This window comes from Aquibacillus salsiterrae (genome assembly GCF_028416595.1).
In the GTDB taxonomy this organism is placed as follows: domain Bacteria; phylum Bacillota; class Bacilli; order Bacillales; family Amphibacillaceae; genus Aquibacillus_A; species Aquibacillus_A salsiterrae.
This window is the reverse complement of record NZ_JAMQKC010000001.1, coordinates 399,477-419,624: the sequence shown is the minus strand read 5'-3', so window position 1 is coordinate 419,624 and position 20,148 is coordinate 399,477. Positions and strand designations below refer to the sequence as shown.

Annotated in this window: 21 protein-coding genes and 2 other annotated features; of the genes, 17 read left to right on the top strand and 4 right to left on the bottom strand. The window is 36.9% G+C overall.

Annotation, left to right across the window (positions count from 1 at the left end):
• The first annotated feature begins 15 nt into the window (after window positions 1-15).
• Window positions 16-141 (top strand) — a sequence feature (ribosomal protein L20 leader region).
• A gap of 120 nt (window positions 142-261) precedes the next feature.
• The 5 genes from infC (at window position 262) to NC799_RS02220 (ending at window position 2,606) form a co-directional block, all read left to right on the top strand.
• Window positions 262-765, top strand: coding sequence for a translation initiation factor IF-3 (infC, locus tag NC799_RS02240; RefSeq protein ID WP_272444684.1), 504 nt, complete (start codon window positions 262-264; stop codon window positions 763-765).
• Window positions 766-825: 60 nt separating this feature from the next.
• Entirely contained in the window at window positions 826-1,023 is a 198-nt protein-coding gene (gene rpmI / locus NC799_RS02235; RefSeq protein ID WP_272444683.1) for a 50S ribosomal protein L35, read from the top strand.
• A gap of 42 nt (window positions 1,024-1,065) precedes the next feature.
• Window positions 1,066-1,422, top strand: a complete 357-nt coding sequence (rplT, locus tag NC799_RS02230) for a 50S ribosomal protein L20 (RefSeq protein ID WP_272444682.1) — start codon at window positions 1,066-1,068, stop codon at window positions 1,420-1,422.
• Between the two features lie 250 nt (window positions 1,423-1,672).
• Window positions 1,673-1,939, top strand: coding sequence for a DUF1294 domain-containing protein (locus tag NC799_RS02225; protein WP_272444785.1), 267 nt, complete (start codon window positions 1,673-1,675; stop codon window positions 1,937-1,939).
• Window positions 1,940-2,018: 79 nt separating this feature from the next.
• On the top strand, window positions 2,019-2,606 hold the full coding sequence (locus tag NC799_RS02220; protein ID WP_272444681.1) for a TVP38/TMEM64 family protein: 588 nt from the start codon (window positions 2,019-2,021) through the stop codon (window positions 2,604-2,606).
• A 110-nt stretch (window positions 2,607-2,716) separates the two neighbouring features.
• Here NC799_RS02220 and NC799_RS02215 read toward each other — a convergent pair whose 3' ends face one another.
• The gene (locus NC799_RS02215; RefSeq protein WP_272444784.1) at window positions 2,717-3,109 is read right to left on the bottom strand and encodes a sigma-w pathway protein ysdB; all 393 of its coding nucleotides are present in this window, start codon (window positions 3,107-3,109) and stop codon (window positions 2,717-2,719) included.
• 118 nt (window positions 3,110-3,227) lie between these two features.
• Between NC799_RS02215 and NC799_RS02210 the strand changes: the two genes are divergently transcribed.
• Window positions 3,228-3,713, top strand: a complete 486-nt coding sequence (locus NC799_RS02210) for a dUTP diphosphatase (protein ID WP_272444680.1) — start codon at window positions 3,228-3,230, stop codon at window positions 3,711-3,713.
• A 136-nt stretch (window positions 3,714-3,849) separates the two neighbouring features.
• A complete protein-coding gene (locus NC799_RS02205; RefSeq protein ID WP_272444679.1) occupies window positions 3,850-4,935 on the top strand; it encodes a M42 family metallopeptidase in 1,086 nt (361 codons plus the stop codon).
• A 32-nt stretch (window positions 4,936-4,967) separates the two neighbouring features.
• On the opposite strand, the gene NC799_RS02200 is transcribed toward NC799_RS02205, so the two are convergent.
• Both NC799_RS02200 and sspI read right to left on the bottom strand, forming a co-directional pair.
• Window positions 4,968-5,570, bottom strand: a complete 603-nt coding sequence (locus NC799_RS02200) for a lytic transglycosylase domain-containing protein (protein ID WP_272444678.1) — start codon at window positions 5,568-5,570, stop codon at window positions 4,968-4,970.
• Window positions 5,571-5,754: 184 nt separating this feature from the next.
• Window positions 5,755-5,970: a small acid-soluble spore protein SspI gene (sspI, locus tag NC799_RS02195; protein ID WP_272444677.1), complete on the bottom strand. Its 216-nt coding sequence runs from the start codon at window positions 5,968-5,970 to the stop codon at window positions 5,755-5,757.
• A 128-nt stretch (window positions 5,971-6,098) separates the two neighbouring features.
• Between sspI and NC799_RS02190 the strand changes: the two genes are divergently transcribed.
• The 3 genes from NC799_RS02190 (at window position 6,099) to pheT (ending at window position 10,698) form a co-directional block, all read left to right on the top strand.
• The gene (locus tag NC799_RS02190) at window positions 6,099-6,857 is read left to right on the top strand and encodes a TrmH family RNA methyltransferase (protein ID WP_272444676.1); all 759 of its coding nucleotides are present in this window, start codon (window positions 6,099-6,101) and stop codon (window positions 6,855-6,857) included.
• A 53-nt stretch (window positions 6,858-6,910) separates the two neighbouring features.
• Window positions 6,911-7,147: a binding site (T-box leader), on the top strand.
• 79 nt (window positions 7,148-7,226) lie between these two features.
• Window positions 7,227-8,261, top strand: a complete 1,035-nt coding sequence (gene pheS, locus NC799_RS02185) for a phenylalanine--tRNA ligase subunit alpha (RefSeq protein ID WP_272444675.1) — start codon at window positions 7,227-7,229, stop codon at window positions 8,259-8,261.
• Window positions 8,262-8,274: 13 nt separating this feature from the next.
• A complete protein-coding gene (pheT, locus tag NC799_RS02180; RefSeq protein WP_272444674.1) occupies window positions 8,275-10,698 on the top strand; it encodes a phenylalanine--tRNA ligase subunit beta in 2,424 nt (807 codons plus the stop codon).
• Window positions 10,699-10,762: 64 nt separating this feature from the next.
• On the opposite strand, the gene rnhC is transcribed toward pheT, so the two are convergent.
• Complete coding sequence (rnhC, locus tag NC799_RS02175; RefSeq protein WP_272444673.1) at window positions 10,763-11,707, bottom strand: ribonuclease HIII; 945 nt, start codon at window positions 11,705-11,707, stop codon at window positions 10,763-10,765.
• A 125-nt stretch (window positions 11,708-11,832) separates the two neighbouring features.
• On the opposite strand from rnhC, the gene zapA reads away from it, so the two are divergent.
• The 7 genes from zapA to NC799_RS02140 all read left to right on the top strand — a co-directional run bounded on the left by zapA (window position 11,833) and on the right by NC799_RS02140 (window position 20,112).
• Window positions 11,833-12,108 carry a cell division protein ZapA gene (gene zapA, locus NC799_RS02170; protein ID WP_272444672.1) on the top strand — a complete coding sequence of 92 codons (276 nt, stop codon included), beginning with the start codon at window positions 11,833-11,835 and terminating at the stop codon, window positions 12,106-12,108.
• Window positions 12,101-12,643 carry a CvpA family protein gene (locus NC799_RS02165; RefSeq protein ID WP_272444671.1) on the top strand — a complete coding sequence of 181 codons (543 nt, stop codon included), beginning with the start codon at window positions 12,101-12,103 and terminating at the stop codon, window positions 12,641-12,643. Before zapA ends, NC799_RS02165 begins: the two co-directional genes overlap by 8 nt.
• Before the next feature lie 119 nt (window positions 12,644-12,762).
• Window positions 12,763-14,481 (top strand): DNA polymerase/3'-5' exonuclease PolX, encoded by a 1,719-nt coding sequence (polX, locus tag NC799_RS02160; protein ID WP_272444670.1) that lies wholly within the window; start codon window positions 12,763-12,765, stop codon window positions 14,479-14,481.
• 80 nt (window positions 14,482-14,561) lie between these two features.
• Window positions 14,562-16,901 (top strand): endonuclease MutS2, encoded by a 2,340-nt coding sequence (locus NC799_RS02155; RefSeq protein WP_272444669.1) that lies wholly within the window; start codon window positions 14,562-14,564, stop codon window positions 16,899-16,901.
• A 34-nt stretch (window positions 16,902-16,935) separates the two neighbouring features.
• Window positions 16,936-17,343 carry a DUF350 domain-containing protein gene (locus NC799_RS02150; RefSeq protein ID WP_272444668.1) on the top strand — a complete coding sequence of 136 codons (408 nt, stop codon included), beginning with the start codon at window positions 16,936-16,938 and terminating at the stop codon, window positions 17,341-17,343.
• A 358-nt stretch (window positions 17,344-17,701) separates the two neighbouring features.
• Window positions 17,702-19,408, top strand: a complete 1,707-nt coding sequence (locus NC799_RS02145) for a long-chain-fatty-acid--CoA ligase (protein WP_272444667.1) — start codon at window positions 17,702-17,704, stop codon at window positions 19,406-19,408.
• A 110-nt stretch (window positions 19,409-19,518) separates the two neighbouring features.
• Window positions 19,519-20,112: a TetR/AcrR family transcriptional regulator gene (locus tag NC799_RS02140; protein WP_272444666.1), complete on the top strand. Its 594-nt coding sequence runs from the start codon at window positions 19,519-19,521 to the stop codon at window positions 20,110-20,112.
• Window positions 20,113-20,148: the final 36 nt, after the last annotated feature.

Sequence of the window (20,148 nt, the reverse complement as noted above, 5' to 3'; positions counted from 1 at the left end):
TTAAATATGATCATAAATGACAAGTAGGAGCACCCGCTTCTCACCTGATTGACGCGTTGGATGCAGTTAACAGGTTTTTATTCTGGAATGAGAACAGGAGATGTGTGGGTGCAGTATGTGTACCGACACTTTTTTTGATTCAACTAACTTGTCTTGTTGGGATCTATCTATCATTTTTAAATAGAGCCTAACGGTCATTAATAATTCCGCTTACTCATTTTGTTTTAAAAATTTTGGAGGTGGCTCATTATTAGCAAGGATATGAATGTCAATGAGAAAATAAGAGCACGTGAGGTTCGTCTCATTGATTCTAATGGGGATCAACTTGGTGTTAAATCTCGCCAAGAAGCGTTGGAAATTGCTCAAACGAGAAACTTAGATCTTGTACTTGTTGCACCAAATGCAAAACCGCCGGTGTGCCGTATTATGGACTTTGGTAAATACCGTTTTGAGCAACAAAAGAAAGATAAAGAAGCTCGTAAAAATCAAAAAATCATCAACGTAAAAGAAGTTCGTCTTAGCCCTGGCATCGAAGAACATGACTTTAACACGAAGCTAAGAAATGCTAGGAAATTTCTTGAAAAAGGTGACAAAGTTAAAGTTTCTATTCGTTTCCGCGGACGTGCAATTACCCATAAAGAGTTAGGTCAAAAGGTTCTTGAGCGGATGGCTGAAGACTGTAAAGACCTTTCTACTGTTGAACAAAAACCTAAAATGGAAGGTCGCAGTATGTTTTTAATGCTTGCACCTGTCAATGAAAAATAAAGATAGAGGACTCTCCTAGGAGATGTTCCATTAGTTTTAGCTTACAAGGAGGAACTACTCATGCCAAAAATGAAAACGCACAGTGGTACTGCAAAACGTTTTAAAAGAACAGGATCAGGAAAAGTGAAACGCTCTCATGCTTATACTAGTCACTTATTTGCTAATAAGTCTCAAAAACAAAAGCGCAAACTTCGTAAAGGTACTTTAGTATCTTCTGGAGATTACAAGCGTATTAAGCAAATGCTACCACAAAAATAAACCATACGAAGATTCGTTGTTATATACTAGGAGGGAATTACTATGCCACGTGTTAAAGGTGGAACAGTTACACGCAAACGTCGTAAACGTATATTAAAGCTTGCTAAAGGTTATTATGGTTCTAAACATGCTCTATTTAAAGTTGCAAAGCAACAAGTAATCAAATCAGGTCAGTATGCTTATCGTGACCGTAGACAGAAAAAACGTGACTTCCGTAAATTATGGATTGCACGTATTAACGCTGCTGCTCGTTTAAATGACCTTTCATATAGCCGTCTTATGCACGGACTTAAGCAAGCTGGTATTGAAGTCAACCGTAAAATGCTTGCAGATTTAGCGGTGAACGATGAACAGGCATTTGCTCAATTAGCTGAAAAAGCAAAAGCTGCATTAAAATAATATAAACTAATTAAAAAAGTCATTTTCTTATTTTAGAAAATGACTTTTTTTAAAGGCCGTTTTTTTAAAAAAGAATGTAGCAACCTGCACATTTTATATAATGCTCAGTCAAAAGCAACAAACGTTACGAAATTATAAAAGAAAAGAAATTGAATGATATCTGCCCGCTGCCTATCCCCTCGGGTGTTAAATGATAAGCATTATGTTTGTTAACCACAAGCTTATTTTGGAGGAATATTTATTGGAACTAATAATAGTATGTAGTTATCTGCTTTTTATTAACCTGTTCGCATACGTATTAATGGGGGTTGATAAAAAACGAGCAATTAGAGGGAAATGGAGAATCTCTGAAAATACGTTATGGCTTACAGCGATAATAGGAGGGGCGATAGGATCTATTTTAGGAATGAATAAATTCCGTCACAAGACGAAGCATGCAACCTTTACATACGGTATGCCATTTGTGTTACTTCTACAACTATTCTTGTTAGTTTATTTGGTTTACCTGTATAGCTAATTTTTTAAATTTTTGTCATAATAGCTCGTCTCATGTCATAAGCTTTTATAGTTAGGTACATCTGAGAAGGGGGTATCTCATGGAATACCTGAGTGGTTACTTACTCGCCATCATCGAAACAGGTGGTTTGTTTGCCCCGTTATTGTTTATTGGGTTTCACTTACTTAGGCCACTATTTTTTCTTCCTGTTGTATTTATCTGTATTACTGGTGGGGTATTATTTGGAACAGTTCTAGGAACATTTTATTCCATTGTTGGAATAACACTTTCAAGCCTACTTTTCTATCGCATGGTTCAATGGGCGCCTAAAACATTTAATAAGCTAGTAGCGATAAAACAAAAGCTGATAGGAAAAAATACAAGTCTTACTACATCTCAAGTTGCTTTATTAAGATTAGTGCCATTCATACATTTTCACTTGTTATCTTTATGTATTCTTGAGGTTTCGAGTAATTTTAAAGGGTATATGAAATCATCTTTTTTCTCTAACATTCCACTAGCAGTTGTCTATACATCAATCGGCAGGTCTTTATCCAATCTGTCACCAATTACTGCCATTAGTATTTTGCTTGGCTTATTACCGCTAATTTATTTATTAAGAAGAAAAGAAATCATCATCAAGTGGGAGGATTTTTTCCAAGACCAAACACAAAAAAATAGTGCTTGAACAATGATAATTATGGTCAGCATAAGAGTAATCAAAAAAGCGCTCTAGAGTTCACTCTAAAGCGTTTTTTTGATGAGCAAACATAACAAAGCCAACGTTAAACTTATGATTTAGTGTTCATCTAATATTAATAATCTATTAATTGGATATTTCCACTCGATTTTTGCATTAGGATAGCGGATTAATATTTCCTTTTCAAGAAAATATAAATCATTTCGCTCAAGGCCCTTTAAACTGCTAGGGTTATGAGTATGAACAATAATAGTGATTACGTCAAATGATTGCTCGGTCGTGCCGAGATACTTTTCACCTTCAAATAATATTCCCTTGTAAGTTAACAAAAAATTCTTCTTTATAGTTTCGGGGTCGTCTAACAAAAAGAACTCTTTCCTGTCTTTCGCGAGTTCAAGCTTTCTTTTCGGATTTATCAAGTACTGATATGCAGTGTAAAGCAAAAATATAATAGCGATAATTAGTAGTAGTCGAAAGATAAGGACAATCATTTTAAATCGTCTCCCCATTTTAAGTTCAACCTTTTATACGTTTTATTTGTCTAATTGGTTTCACAAATTATAAAATTCAAATGGTATAATCAAGAAAAAAACAAAAAAGAGGGATTGCATGAACTGGAAACAATTATTTGATATGCAAAAACAACTAGACAATTACATACAAGCAAATCATCAATTGGTAAATAGTGATTTATTTGATCAGAAAGTTTTGGCGCTTTTAGTAGAAATTGGCGAGCTAGCCAATGAAACAAGAGTGTTTAAATTTTGGAGTAACAAAGCTCCAAGTGAAATGTCACAAATATTAGAGGAGTATGTTGATGGCCTTCATTTTATTTTATCTTTAGGAATTGAGAAAGGTTTCCAAAATATTCAAGTAACTCCACAGCCCAGTAACAATAATTTAACCGATATGTTTAACGAAGTATTTGAGGAAGTCATCGTATTTAAACAAAAACCTAGTAAGGAAAATTACTCCAACCTTTTCACAGCATATCTTACTTTAGGCAAATCTCTATCATTTGATGAGAGTAGCATCCAACAAGCCTATTTTGATAAAAATAAAGTTAATCACCAACGCCAAGACACAGGGTATTAGACGATTTTTTTGTGAAATGGATAAAAAAGGTCTATACTTAAACTAAGGCTTTTAGGAAAGATTAGAAACACCAAAATTTAGAGATGTATAGCTCCTAAGCCTATTCTTTTTACAATTAAGGGAGGTTTTGCTACATATGGCAACAAATGACGAAACTTTACAGATGCTCAAAGAATTGACTGATGCTAGGGCAATCCCTGGCAATGAAAAAGAAGCAAGAGATGTGATGACAAAATATATTACTCCTTTTGCTGACGAAGTATTTACTGACAATTTAGGAAGTCTAATTGCTAAGAAGGTTGGCAAAAATGATGGTCCTAAAGTCATGGTTGCTGGCCACTTGGATGAAGTTGGATTCATGGTAACGAGAATTGATGACAATGGTTTTGTATACTTTCAAACAGTAGGTGGATGGTGGAGTCAAGTTATGCTAGCTCAGCGTGTAACTCTACTTACGAGAAAAGGTGATGTGACAGGCATCATTGGCTCGAAGCCGCCTCATATTCTTCCAGCCGAAGCAAGAAAGAAACCAGTGGAAATAAAGGATATGTTCATTGATATTGGTGCGAATAGTAGAGAAGATGCACTTGAATTTGGTGTTAGGCCTGGAGATTCCATTGTCCCTTACTTTGAATTTACTCAAATGAAAAATGAAAAATTACTACTGGCAAAAGCTTGGGATAATCGGATTGGCTGTGCAATTGCAATAGAAGTGTTAAAACAATTAAAGGACCAAGACCACCCAAATATCGTTTACGGCGTCGGGACAGTTCAAGAAGAGGTTGGATTACGAGGGGCTAAAACGTCTACGAATATGGTGAAGCCAGATATTGGGTTTGGCGTTGATGTAGGCATTGCTGGTGATACACCTGGAATATCAGAAAAAGAAGCGGATAGTAAGATAGGGGAAGGACCACAAATCATTTTATATGATGCTTCCATTGTTTCGCACAAAGGTCTACGTGATTTTGTTTTAGACACAGCAGATGAACAAAATATTCCTTATCAATATGCAACAATTGCTGCAGGTGGGACAGATTCTGGCTCGATCCACCTGACTGCCAACGGAGTACCAGCATTATCGATTACCATTGCTACTCGTTATATTCATACGCATGCAGCAATATTGCACCGAGATGATTTTGAGAATGCAGTTAAACTTATTGTTGAAGTAATTAAACGTTTAGACGCAGATGCGGTAAAACAAATAACATTTGGTTAATACGAAGCCCGAGCTAACAAATAGCTCGGGCATTATATTAAATAGTTATCCATTATTTTTTGAACATAATTTTGTGTCTCTTTAAAAGGTGGTACTCCGTTATATTTATCTACATTTCCGGGACCCGCGTTATAGGCGGCTAGAGCAAGAACAGGATCCCCGCCATATCTTTCTAACATTTGTTTTAAGTATTTCGTTCCTCCAAGGATATTTTCCCTCGGGTCAAAAACATCGTCAACACCTAGTTCCCTTGCGGTAGCTGGCATTAACTGCATCAAACCTGCTGCTTTAGCAGTGCTTTTCGCATTACGATTAAAGTTTGATTCTGCTTGTATTACAGAGGTAATCAGTGATTCATCCACTTGGTATAAAACCGATGCTTCTTTTATTATTGCGCGAATAGAATCAGTGAGCTTCGAGTTGTTGACTGAAGTAATTTGTGGTTTTGGAACACTGGATGCCATATAATCCAGATAAGTAGTCGATGTAGTTGGTTTTATCGTTCTCTCTATTGGCTCACTTACCAATATATTCAACATTTGAGCAAAATTGATTGTTTGTGTGGTTCTCTTACCTTTAGTTAACTCTGACATTGCTTGTAATTTCATATATTGCTGGAATAATTGGATATTCAAACAGAATCACCCTTTACTAAAATCACCCTGAAGTATAGTTTCATTATAGGGTAAAAGGACGGTACCTGTATATAAAAATTAAAAATAAGATAAGCGCAGAGCGCAAGACTGCGCTTGGGTCTTTTACCACTTTCTTATCTTTTAAAAAAGGCTGTATAGAAAGGCTGTATAGCACAGCCATGGATTAGTGTGTATTTTTAACACTGTTTTCTAGTATTGTAATCATTTCTTCCTTTTCCGTTTCGTCTGAATTTTTCCAGATTAATTCAAAGAGTACTCCTAAGCCTGGGAGCATTTTTTCTTCCCCATTTTGAATGGCGTCGACAATAGTAGCCTCTAATTGATCTGCGTTATTGTCTGAAACATTTGATAGAATTGCTTTTCTTAAATTTAAATCCATTTTCTTCACCTCAATGAAATTTTTTGACCTATCTGATTCGATTCAAATTAGGATTTCTACGTCTAGTTTGACCAAGATGGATGGAATTATGTATGATTGGAAAGAATTTAACTAGAAGGATGATAACAATGATTACCTCAGTCCAAAATAACAAAGTAAAACAGTGGAATAAACTTAAAAAAAAGAAAGATAGGGAACAAGCAAACGTATTTTTAATTGAAGGATTCCATCTGGTACAAGAAGCCAACAATAGTGATTTCGTTATCGATGAATTGATTATTGAAGAAGGAGTAGAAGTGCCAAGCTGGATTACAAATATCCAAGTAACAGAAGTTTCGACCAATGTATTTCAATCACTTTCTAATACTGTTACACCGCAGGGAATTGCAGCTGTTGTTCACATGAAGGAAAATAAAATAACCAATGACAACAAACTGCTACTGATTGATGCAGTTCAAGATCCTGGGAATCTAGGTACGATGATACGTACAGCTGATGCAGCTGGCTTTGATGGTGTAATCCTTGGAGATGGTACGGTTGACTTGTATAACGAAAAAGTTATTCGTGCAACCCAAGGATCGATATTTCATTTGCCAATTATCCGACAAAATTTGAAGGAATCTATTATTAATTACCGTGATAAAGGGGTTACTATCTGGGCTTCTACTCTTACAGATGCGGCGGTTCCTTATCACTCCTTACCAGTCCCTAAAACTATTGGTCTTATTGTTGGAAATGAAGGAGCAGGAATTAGCCAAGAATATATTGAAATGGCAGATCACCTAGTACATATCCCTATCTATGGATTAGCGGAATCATTAAATGTAGGGATTGCTTCTGGTATCTTGCTTTATCATATCGCAAGTATGCAGGAAAATAAAAGCTAAGGGTTGCAACTTTTATCGTGTTTTTCTATAATAAGAAAATAATGTGAATACTCGTACAGGCTGAGAAGGAGTTAGTAAATAATTGCAGTACTCGATAATTAGGGAGAAATACCTAGACTGAAAGTGTTTCTATCGAGCAATTATTGAATTTCACTCTGGAGCTGTTGCCAGGACCTTTTCATAAATAAAGGCATTCCGGATTTATTTCCGTTATCAATACTCTCGAAGTGGGCATGGTATTTAATATGTCAACAAGGGTGGTACCGCGATACAATTGTCTCGTCCCTTTTTCTGGGAGGGGACTTTTTTTATGTCTAGGTGTAACACAAACTAAAAAGTAGTGAGACTACTTAAGGAGGTTATTTTTCCATGAAGGAACGGTTAGAAGAGTTACAAGCAGAAGCTTTAACGAAAGTGGAAGAAGCTATTTACTTATCAGATTTACAAGATATCCGAGTTGCTTATCTTGGTAAAAAAGGGCCGATTACAGAAGTTTTGCGTGGAATGGGCAAGCTTTCCAAAGAAGAAAGGCCGGTAATCGGAGAGTTGGCGAATAAAGTCCGCGAAGCGATTGCAACAGAGTTAGATGCTAAAAAAGAAAGATTAGAAAAAGAAGAGCTTGAAAAGAAGTTAGAAACAGAAACAATTGATGTTACATTACCCGGAAGACCAGTAAAAGTCGGAGGACCCCATTTACTAACTAGTATTGTTGAAGAAATAGAAGATTTGTTTATTGGGATGGGCTTTGAAGTAAGAGAGGGTCCAGAAGTGGAAACAGATTATTATAACTTCGAAGCGCTTAATCTTCCAAAGGGTCATCCAGCAAGAGACATGCAAGATTCCTTCTATATTACAGAGGAATTATTATTACGTACGCATACATCTCCAGTTCAAGCGAGGACAATGGGAGAATATCAAGGTGCAAAACCTGTAAAAATGATTTGTCCAGGAAAAGTTTATCGTCGTGATACCGATGACGCTACCCACTCGCATCAATTTACTCAGGTAGAAGGATTGTATGTGGATAAAAATGTTCGAATGAGTGATTTGAAAGGTGTACTCAATCAATTTGCAAAACAATTTTTCGGTGAAGATCGTGAAATTCGGTTACGTCCTAGCTTTTTCCCCTTTACCGAGCCGTCTGTGGAAATGGATATTTCCTGCAAAGTGTGTCACGGACATGGCTGCTCTGTTTGTAAAGGGACCGGATGGATTGAAATATTAGGTGGTGGGATGGTCCACCCACGCGTACTAGAAATGGCTGGCTATGATCCAAAAGAATACAACGGTTTTGCCTTTGGAATGGGACCTGAGCGAATTGCTATGTTGAAGTATGGCGTAGATGATATCCGCCATTTCTATACAAATGACGTCCGCTTCTTAAAACAATACCATAAGGCATAAGGGGGAATAACTAATGTATGTATCATTAAATTGGCTAAAAGAGTACGTTGACATAGGAACCATTACACCAGAAGAATTGGCAGAGAAAATTACTAAATCAGGTATTGAGGTTGAGGGTATCGAGTATGTTGCTGAGCAAAGCTCTAATGTTGTTGTCGGCTATGTACAAGAATGTGAAAAACACCCAAATGCAGATAAATTGAATCTTTGTCAAGTTGATGTTGGCGAGGAGCAACTTCAGATTATTTGTGGTGCACCAAATATTGCAAAAGGGCAAAAAGTAGCTGTTGCTAAACCAGGGGCTGTCCTTCCAGGAAATTTTAAAATTAAGAAAGCAAAACTTCGTGGTGTAGAATCAAATGGAATGATTTGTTCTCTCCAAGAGTTAGGAATTGAGGAAAAATTCGTACCAAAGGAGTATGCGGAAGGAATCTTTGTGTTTCCTGAGGAGACAGAAGTTGGTGCAGATGCATTAGCATTACTTAATTTACATGATGCCATCCTAGAATTAGGCCTAACTCCGAACCGTTCAGATGCACTAAGTATGCTCGGGGTTGCTTACGAAGTAGGGGCTATTTTAGATGTTCCGGTCCGACTACCAAAAGAGGAAGTGAATGTGTCTTCAGAAATTGCTGCCGATTACGTATCGGTTAAAGTAGACACTGAATTGAATCCTTATTATGGTGCGTTTGTTATTAAAGATATTCAAATCGGGCCGTCACCATTATGGATGCGTAACTATCTAATTGCTGCTGGAATCCGTCCAATTAACAATGTTGTAGATATTACGAATTATGTTCTACTGGAATACGGGCAACCGCTTCATGCCTTTGATTATGACCAGTTTGGTTCAAACGAAATTGTCGTTCGTCGTGCTAAAGATGGAGAACAAATGGTTACGCTTGATGGCCAAGAGCGAACACTGAAATCTAGCCATTTAGTCATTACTAATGGAACTATTCCAACTGCAATGGCAGGTGTGATGGGGGGGGCCAATTCCGAGGTTTCTAATCAAACAAAAACCGTTTTACTAGAGGCAGCTTACTTTGATCCTGCAGCTGTTAGAACAGCATCTAAAGATCATGGCTTAAGAAGTGAATCAAGCAGTAGGTTTGAAAAGGGTGTTGACCCAAATCGAGTGAAGAAGGCAGGACAAAGAGCGTGTCAACTGTTAAGTCAGTATGCAAATGGAACAGTGTTATCAGGAGTGGTAGAATTTGATCAGCTTGATAAATCAGCTGCAACTATCGAAATCGACTCTACTGAAGTTAATAATCGTTTAGGAACGGAAATCGATAACGACGAAATCGGCGACATTTTACGAAAATTAGAATTTGAATTCAAGCAAAATGGTAATTTATTCTCTATTACCATACCGACAAGACGTCAGGATATTACTATTTTTGAAGATATGGTAGAAGAAATTGCTCGGATTTTTGGATACGATAATCTTCCATATACATTACCTCAAGGTGCGTCACAAGCGGGAGGCTTAACAGAGCGACAACAGTTAAAACGAGACGTGAAAAATTATCTTCAAGGTGCAGGGTTAATGGAGACGATTACGTACTCATTGACGAGCAAAGAGCGGGCTGAGTTATTAATTAGTCCAGAAGTAAAGGGAAAAGTAGATTCCCCAGTTCAATTAGCAATGCCAATGAGTGAGGAACATAGCACGTTAAGGCTAAGCATTTTGCCTGAGCTGTTAGCTTCCATGTCTTACAATTCGGCTAGAAAACAAACAAATATTGGATATTATGAAGTTGGAACAGTATTTCTTTCAGATGAAACAACAATTTCTAAACAACCAGAGGAAAGACTAAGAGTTTCTGGTGCATTAACAGGTGATTGGATTACACATCCATGGCAACAAGAGAAAAAAGCAGTTGATTTCTTTGTGGTAAAAGGGATTGTAGAAGGTTTGCTAGAAAAACTTAATCTCACTGCTACGTATAAACAAGCGAAAATGGATGGGTTGCATCCGGGTAGAACTGCTCAAATTTTAATCAAGGATGTAGCCGTTGGTTTCATCGGTCAAGTGCACCCATCTTTACAGGATAGTTTTGATTTAAAAGATACGTATGTATTTGATCTTGATTTAGAATTTATCTTTACTATTCATGAAAATGAACCGAGCTTTGCTAAAATTCCTCGTTATCCGTCTATTTCAAGAGATATTGCCCTGGTAGTAGATGAACATGTACATGCAGGGGATGTGAAAGCAACAATCTTAAAAGCAGGCGGGGAGTTAATTAAAGAGGTGCAAGTGTTTGACGTGTATCAAGGAGAACATTTGGAAACTGGTAAAAAATCGCTAGCATTTAATATTCTGTATTTAGATCCTGAGCGGACACTGAAAGATGAAGAAGTAGAAAAATCTTATCAGGCTATCTTAGACGCAGTAAAAAAAGCCCACCAAGCACAACTAAGAGCATAGAAAAGCTTCAGCACCTTATGACCCCGAGGGTCTAGGCGCTGAAGCTAGACACAAAAAGCAGAACCTATAAATAGGATTCTGCTTTTTGTGTGTTTGCAAAATGGACCTTCGCATATTGTTCTAACGATTCTCTGCCATGTTTTCTAATTAAAACGGCAGCTGCCTGGTCAACCTTTTGTGATGCACCTTTAGGAATAGGTACCCCAGCTGTATTAGCTAATTTATCCATTTGTTTGACAAAGCTAGCCCTTGCAATAATAGAACCAGCAGCAACAGCTATCGAATAAGACTCAGCTTTGGTCATGAAAAAAACATGATCCTGCAGCTTAGCTTTTTCTGATTTTAAATGGTTAAGATAAACATTGGGCTGTGAAAATTGATCAATTAAAATTCCATCTGGCTTGGTCGGTTCGACTTTTTTAAGAAGCTTGTTAATGGCGTGGTGATGAAGCATTGTCTTCATTTTCCCTTGTGACCAACCTTTTCGCTGAAGTTCATTATATTTTTCATTATGTAAGACAACTAGGGAATAAGCAATTTCCATTCGTACTAACTCTATTGCGATTGATTTGATCATTTCATCCGTTAGATGTTTTGAATCTTTCACACCAAGTTCTTTTAATAAAGGAATTTGGTCTTTAGTTATATAGGCTGCTGCAACAGTAATAGGCCCAAAATAATCCCCTGTTCCCGCTTCATCTGAGCCAATGTGAGAACTAGTAAAAAGAGATGATGGGGGTGCAAAGCTATGTTCATTTATTTTTTTTTGCTTTAACGATTTGGAATCGCGATTTTTTGATGGCTCTGTTGTACTCCCCCACTTATTTGCTTCTACTTCTGGAGATCTACCTTGAAATAATACCTTGCCAGACTGATATGCTGTAATGGTTGCATTTTTTGTTTTTGCTGCAAAAATCGCTCCAGGTGGTGAAGCCCTCAAATCATCACAATAATAGTCTTTTAATTTTTTAATTTTTTCCTTTGTTAAGTTTAAAACAATTTGTCCCATCCAATCTCTCCAATCTTTCCATTAGAATAAGTATAGCAGACAAAAGGATGACGGAATAGTTTCCTAAATGTTCCTATCCATGTTAATATTAATTTTAGGATTGATAGAAACGAGGGGGAATAGTCGTGTCCCAACCTGAGAAAACACGTACAACTGTTGATATATATGGAAAATCATATACTATAATTGGAGAAGAGCATGCCCATCATGTTCGCATGGTTGCAAGTCTTGTTGACCAAAAGATGAGAGATATTTATGAAGCAAATAAAAGTCTTGATACAACAAAGCTAGCAGTACTTACCGCTGTAAATACGATGAATGATTATTTGAAACTTAGAGATGAATATACAGAACTTCTAGGATTAATAAAACAGAAAGAGGATCAAGAGAAAAATGATTGATTTATTATTGTTGGGGATTTTAATACTAGGTGTGTTAATAGGGTTGAAAAGAGGGTTTATTTTACAGCTGTTTCATTTAATAGGATTTATTGTTTCATTTATTATAGCTATCATTTATTATGATAATTTGGCTAAACACTTAAACTTGTGGATTCCTTATCCAGAGTTGCCTGAGGATGCTACGTGGGCCATATTCATCGAATCACTACCTTTAGAAAAGGCTTTCTACAATGCGGTCGCATTTGCATTACTTTTTTTTGGGTCGAAAATTATTCTGCAAATTGTTGCATCGATGCTTGATTTCCTTACTGATTTGCCTTTGTTATCGTCCTTAAATGGCTTACTAGGAGGGGTGCTTGGATTTATAGAAACTTATTTTATTTTATTTGTGACGTTATATATCCTTGCGTTAGCACCTTTATCATTTGTTCAATCAAATTTAGAACAATCAACGATTGCTGGTTTTATGGTGGAATATACCCCAGTTATTTCAAATCAAATAAAAGCACTTTGGTTTGACATGTACCAGAGCTAGAAAGGATCTTACCTATTTGGGACAAAATAAACTTGCAAACACCCTTGTAGAACATTACAAGGGTGTTTATCCGCTTAATGAAAGATAACCAAATTTTATCACAATCGGAGGTTAGCATCGTGGCTGTTGACAAGAAGGATGTTGTAAAATTATTAGAAACGATTGCCATTTACTTAGAACTAAAAGGCGAAAATACGTTTAAAATAGCAGCGTATCGAAAAGCTGCACAAAGCTTAGAGGCTGATGACCGTTCCTTGTCGGAAATAGATGATATAACGAAATTAAGTAGTATTGGCAAAGGAACTGCTGCTGTCATAACAGAATATATCGAAAGCGGTTCATCTGATACGTTAAAACAATTAGAGCACGAAGTCCCAAGTGGGCTAATACCATTGTTAGCTATTCCTGGCTTAGGCGGTAAAAAGTTATCTAAGCTCTACCAAGAGTTAGGCATAACAGACCGCGCCTCATTGATGACAGCGTGCGAAGAAGGAAAGGTTGAGCAGCTCGCAGGATTCGGCAAAAAGTCCGCAGAGAAAATTTATAAAGCTTTAGAAGAAGTTGGTACCCGTCCCGAACGATTGCCATTTGCTTATATGGAACCGATTGTAAAAAAAATAGAAGAATTTCTTAGTGCCGTCCCATCGATAACTAACTATTCTAGGGCAGGAAGCATTCGTAGATTAAGCGAGACGGCAAAAGATTTAGACTTTATTATTGCTTCTGATAAGCCAATAGAAGTTAAGGAAAGTTTGTTACAAAACAACCGAATAAAAAGTGTTACTGGAGCTGGTGAAACAAAAGTATCGGTTGTACTAGACGAAGGATACGACGTAAGTGTTGATTTTCGGATAGTATCAGAACAGGAATTTGCGACTACCTTACATCATTTTACTGGGTCTAAAGACCATAATGTTGCAATGAGGCAGCTAGCAAAATCAAGGGGCAAAAAAATTAATGAATACGGTGTAGAAGATATTGAAACTGGAGAAATAGTTACATTCGAAACAGAGAATGATTTTTTTAACTATTTTGGATTGAAGTTTATTCCACCAGAACTAAGAGAAAATCAGGGTGAGATTGAAGCGTTTCAGTCAGCTGTCCAGTTAGTCACATATAACGATGTACGAGGAGATTTACACATGCACACCTCTTGGAGTGATGGAGCTCAATCAATTGAGGAAATGGTTGAGAAAGCGCGAGGTAGAGGGTACGAGTACATTGCCATCACGGATCATTCCAAATTTTTGCGAGTTGCAAATGGATTAGACGAAACTAGAATAAGGAAACAAAGAGAAGAAATATACAGATTAAATGAAAAATATAAAGATATCTATATTTTTGCCGGGGTTGAGATGGACATGTTGCCTGATGGCTCACTTGATTTCTCGACAGAATTTTTAAGAGAGATGGATTACGTCATTGGGGCAATTCACTCAAGTTTTAACCAATCTGAAGACAAAATTATGAACCGTTTATTTGCGGCATTAGAAAATCCTTATGTAAACGTCATCGCTCACCCAACTGGTCGTGTAATTGGTAGGAGAAGTGGATATCAAGTAAATGTCGAGGCGCTCATCGATAAGGCAAGAGAAACTGGAACAGTACTTGAATTAAATGCAAACCCTAATCGTTTTGATTTATCATGGGAATGGGTTAAATTAGCTCAAGAAAAGGGTGTTTCTATTGCAGTCAATACAGATGCGCATAATTATGCAACCTTGGAACATATGAAATTAGGGATTGGTGTGGCAAGGAAAGGCTGGCTTAAACCGGAAACAATCATTAATACTTGGCCAAAGGATAAATTGATTCGGTTGTTTAATCGAAATAAATAAAGGCAAAATAAATGAAACCTAGATTCACGTGAAAACGTATCGATAACGATACAAGCATCAAAGATAAAGGAGTAGCTCTAATGAATCCGCGTATTTTTCAAGTACTTGAATATAACAAAATCATTGATATGTTAAAAAATTTGGCTGCTTCATCTCTAGGTAAGGGGAAAATTGAAGCATTAAAGCCTTCAATAAAGCTCGATGAGGTAATAAGATGGCAACAAGAAACAGATGAAGCAGCTGCGGTTCTACGGTTAAAGGGCAGCGTCCCATTAGGTGGGATTTTTGATATAAAGCAGAGTATTAAGCGGACAACAATTGGTGGGGTATTAAATGCTTTAGAATGTTTGGATATTGCCAGTACCATTTATGGTGGGAAGCAAATTAAATATTTCATAGAAGATATGGAAGAATCAGACCTTCCTATCTTAAGGGATTTGATTGAACAAATAGTCCCACTAAATGAATTAGAAAGACAAATCAAAAGTTGTATTGATGATCATGGTCATGTGATGGACGGTGCATCAGATAAATTACGAACCATTCGATCTAAAATCCGTACGAGTGAAGGAAGGGTTCGTGACAAATTAGATTCTTTAACGAAAACAAAGACAAAGATGTTATCTGATGCTATCGTAACCATTAGAAATAATCGTTATGTGTTGCCGGTTAAGCAGGAGTACAGGGGTGCTATTGGTGGAATTGTGCATGACCAATCTTCCTCTGGTGCAACATTGTTTATTGAGCCACAAGCGGTTGTCGATTTGAATAACCAATTACAGGAAGCTAGAGTTCAAGAAAAGCATGAGATAGAACGAATCCTTCGCGAATTATCAAACAGAATTGCTGAAGATCATGTTTTTCTATATCAAAATGTAGAGGCACTTGGTCAGATAGATTTTATGTTTGCTCGAGCAAAGTTAGGCGAACAAATGCATGCAACGACACCAAAAATGAATGACCAAGGGATTATTAAAATGAAACAAGCTCGCCATCCACTTATTTCAGGGGAAGAAGTGGTGGCTAATGATGTGGAAATAGGGAGAAACTATACGGCCATAGTTATTACTGGACCGAACACCGGTGGTAAAACCGTTACACTAAAAATGGTAGGGCTTTGCACATTAATGGCCCAATCAGGCTTACAAATTCCTGCGCTAGATGGGTGTGAAATGGCCGTATTTAATGATGTGTTTGCAGATATTGGTGATGAACAGTCAATTGAACAAAGCTTGAGCACCTTCTCCTCACACATGACAAATATTGTGAAAATACTTGATCAAGTTAACCGAGAGACACTAGTCTTGTTTGATGAGCTTGGAGCAGGAACAGACCCGCAGGAAGGTGCTGCGTTAGCGATGGCAATACTCGACGAAGTTGTAAACAAAGGGGCTCGAGTTATTGCCACTACCCATTACCCTGAGCTTAAAGCCTATGGTTTCAATCGAGATGGAGTAATAAACGCATCTGTTGAGTTTGATGTTGAGACATTAAGACCAACTTATCGTTTGTTGATTGGTGTTCCTGGACGTAGTAATGCTTTTGAAATTTCACAAAGACTAGGGTTAAACATTTCTATCATTGAAAAAGCAAAGAACCAAATTGGCACAGATTCCAGAAGTGTTGAGAACATGATTGCATCGTTAGAAGCAGCGCGACGGGGTGCTGATCACGACTACGAGGAAGCAGAGCAGGTGTTGAAAGAGGCTGAGGAATTAAAACAAGAACTAGAAAAACAATGGCAACAATTTGAACAAAAAAAAGAAACGTTGTATAAGAAAGCAGAAGAAAAAGCAGAAAAGGCAATCATACAAGCTAGAGAAGAAGCAGAGCTAGTTGTTTCTGAGCTAAAAAGGATGCAAAACCAAGCAACACTGAAAGAACATGAGTGGATTGAAGCTCGCAAAATGTTAGATGATGCCCAACCAAATTTAAGTAAAAAGAAACCAAAAGAGAAACAACCATCCCAAACAAAAGAGCTTCAAGTAGGTGATGAAGTCCGCTTGCTTACGTTAAATCAAATAGGAACAATTCTAGAAAAGATTAGTGACACCGAATTTCAAATTCAAGTAGGTATCATGAAAGTAAAGGTAAAACGTAAAGATTTGGAGTTTGTTAAACGAGAGAAACCTCTAGTAGAAAGGCCAATGGCGACAGTAAAAGGTTCTAACTATCATGTGAAGCCAGAATTAGATCTTCGTGGTGAGCGTTTTGAGGATGCTTTATTAGAATTAGAAAAATATGTTGACGATGCGATTCTTGCTGGGTATTCAAAGGTGTCCATCATTCATGGAAAAGGAACAGGAGCACTACGTACGGGTGTGCAAAATTTTGCGAAAAACCATTCACATATAACCACGTACAGATTTGGTACTATGAGTGAAGGTGGAAACGGAGTGACTATTTTAGAACTCCGCTAAAATCTTTGTTTAACGAGGAATGGAGTTGGGCATGATGAATCAGTTTTGGGAAAATACGTTCGTTGAGACTGCCGCAAGATATAGTGTAGCGGTTCTCTGTTTAATTGTGTTTTTAGCTATATTTGAAATTGTGACTACTTACAAAAATTGGGAGGAAATAAAAAAAGGGAATTTTGCTGTGGCTATGGCTACAGGTGGAAAGATATTTGGAATAGCGAACATCTTTAGGTATTCGATTGAACATAATGATACAGTTGTGCAGAATATCCTTTGGGGTGGTTTTGGTTTCTTGTTATTATTATTTGGTTATTTTATCTTTGAATTTCTAACACCAACCTATAAAATTGATTTCGAAATTGCCAATGACAATCGAGCAGTGGGATTTATTTCGATGGTCATTTCTATAGGACTATCCTTTGTAATTGGGGCAAGTATTGGATAGCTAACAAGGATTAAAGTGGTATGATAAGGAGAGTTGGAATGAAGACGCTCGCGAAAATATTAATTGTAGTATCCATTGCTTTTTTAGTAATTGGGATTATCTTTATATCAAAATCAATTTAAAAAGAAACAAACTAGTAATGTCTAAGCTTCTCTAAATTGCCCCTTCCAAGTGTAAGGCAACCTTCTATATGGCAAAACTGCCGTTATGAGGCTTGTCTTACTTTTGGTTTTTAGGCTTAGCCCAAAATATTTTAGCAAAGAATAGGAAATTTTTATACTTTTTAAGAATAGGATATTTTAAAATAGTTTTTTAATTTGTATAATGAAGATAACTATAGTGAAAAGGAGGGAATAAAATGAGTGAAGTTGCAAAAAAGCCATGGCTTGCCCATTATCCAAGCGACATCTCAAAGAACATCTGCTATGACGAAAAAACGCTTCAAAACTTTTTAAAAGAAACTTCTAAAAATCACCCTCAATTGAAAGCGCTTCATTTCTTGGGTAAGGCATTAACTTATCAGGAGTTATATCTTCAAGCAAGAAAATTAGCTTCTTATCTTCAATCGCAAGGTCTAACAAAAGGTGACCGTGTTTCAGTAATGCTACCCAATACACCTCAGTCTGTCGTTGCCTATTATGGAATTTTAATGGCAGGGGGAATTGTAGTCCAAACAAACCCCCTATACAAAGAAAGAGAACTGGAATATCAAGTAAAAGACTCAGGATCTACAGTCATCATATGTCTTGATCAGTTATTACCAGTTGTACTAAAGGTGAAAAAAAAGACAACGATTAACCAAATCATTGTAACCCAACTAAACGATTGTTTGCCCTTCCCCAAAAATATTTTATACCCATTTATTCAAAAAAAACAAGGTCAACAAGTATATAAGTTAAAGCAAACAGAACTAATCCACCCATGGAAAAATATTATGAAGAAGTCCGATAAAGGATTCACTGAACCTATGATTAACCCCAAAAAAGATTTAGCACTTTTACAGTATACAGGCGGTACTACTGGTTTTCCAAAGGGTGTCATGCTCACCCATTATAACTTGGTAGCAAACGTACAAATGTGTAAGGAGTGGATTTACAAAGACAAACAATCTCAAGAAGTTGTGCTTGGTGTTCTTCCATTCTTTCATGTTTATGGGATGACCACAGTGATGAATTATTCCATAATGACAGGCGCGAAAATGGTGTTGTTACCTAAATTTGAACCAGAGGATGTTTTAAAGACAATAGAAAAGCTGAAACCATCGGTATTTCCAGGTGCTCCTACGATTTATATTGGATTACTTAATCATCCAAACTTAAAGGATTACGACTTAACATCGATTGATGTATGTATAAGTGGTTCTGCTCCGTTACCCCTTGAAGTTCAAAGAAAATTCCAACAAGTAACAAAGGGACGCCTTATTGAAGGGTATGGGCTGACTGAATCATCACCAGTAACCCATGCTAATTTTCTAGATGAAACAAAAATTCAAGGAGGAATTGGTGTACCATGGCCTGACACAGATGCAAAAATTGTTAGCTTAGAGACTGGGGAAAAGGTTTCGCCTATGGAGGTCGGAGAAATAGTCGTAAAGGGCCCACAAGTGATGGAAGGTTATTGGAACAAGCCTGAGGAAACAAATCAGGTGCTTCAAGATGGATGGTTGAAGACAGGTGATATGGGCTATATGGATAATAATGGTTGTTTTTATGTAATAGACCGAAAAAAGGACATGATTATTGCAGGTGGCTATAATATTTACCCTCGTGAGGTGGAAGAAGTACTCTATGAACATGAAGCAGTCCAGGAGGCAGTTGTCGTTGGTATTCCAGATCCTTACCGTGGGGAAACGGTCAAAGCATTTGTTGTTTTAAAAAATGGATATGATATAAAAGATGATCAGTTAGATATGTTCTGTCGAAAGCGTATCGCTTCTTATAAAGTGCCAAGGGTTTACGAGTTTCGGACGGAGTTACCTAAGACAGCTGTCGGTAAGATATTAAGAAGGACATTAATAGATGAGGAAAGAGCAAAGACAAAGACTATTACCGATCAAACTAGTTAACAGGACGTAGGATAGGGTTTTGTTATTGACAAAACCCTATCCTATGATACGATAATAAATGAATGATTATTCATTCATTCATTTATCATTACAACTAGGTAGGGATTACAGTGAACACGAAAATAAATAGACCAAAATATAACCAAATTATCGACGCAGCAGTAAAAGTCATTGCAGAAAATGGTTATCATGCATCACAGGTTTCCAAAATTGCAAAGCAAGCAGGTGTTGCAGATGGAACAATTTACCTTTATTTTAAAAACAAAGAAGACATCCTTGTTTCCTTGTTTCAAGAAAAAATGGGTGATTTTATATCCAAAATCGAAAAGGCTATTGAGAAGGAGACAGATGCTATTGAAAAACTGAGGCTATTGATTTCCATGCATTTTAACCAATTAGCAGAGGATCATCACTTAGCTATTGTTACTCAACTGGAACTAAGGCAATCGTCAAAAGAATTAAGACTAAAAATAAATGAAGTATTAAAAGGATATTTTATTATGATTGATCAAGTTGTATCTGCTGGAATTGATCAAGGCTTATTTCAATCTGATCTAAATAACAAAATGGTAAGACAAATGATTTTTGGAACATTAGATGAAATTGTAACCAATTGGATAATGAAGGATCATAAGTATGATTTGGTACAACAGGTGGATGAGGTTCTTGAACTGATCGTTAATGGATTAGCTGTTAAAAACTAATGACTAGGTAAAGACGTCAGTGGGAAAGGGGCTTGT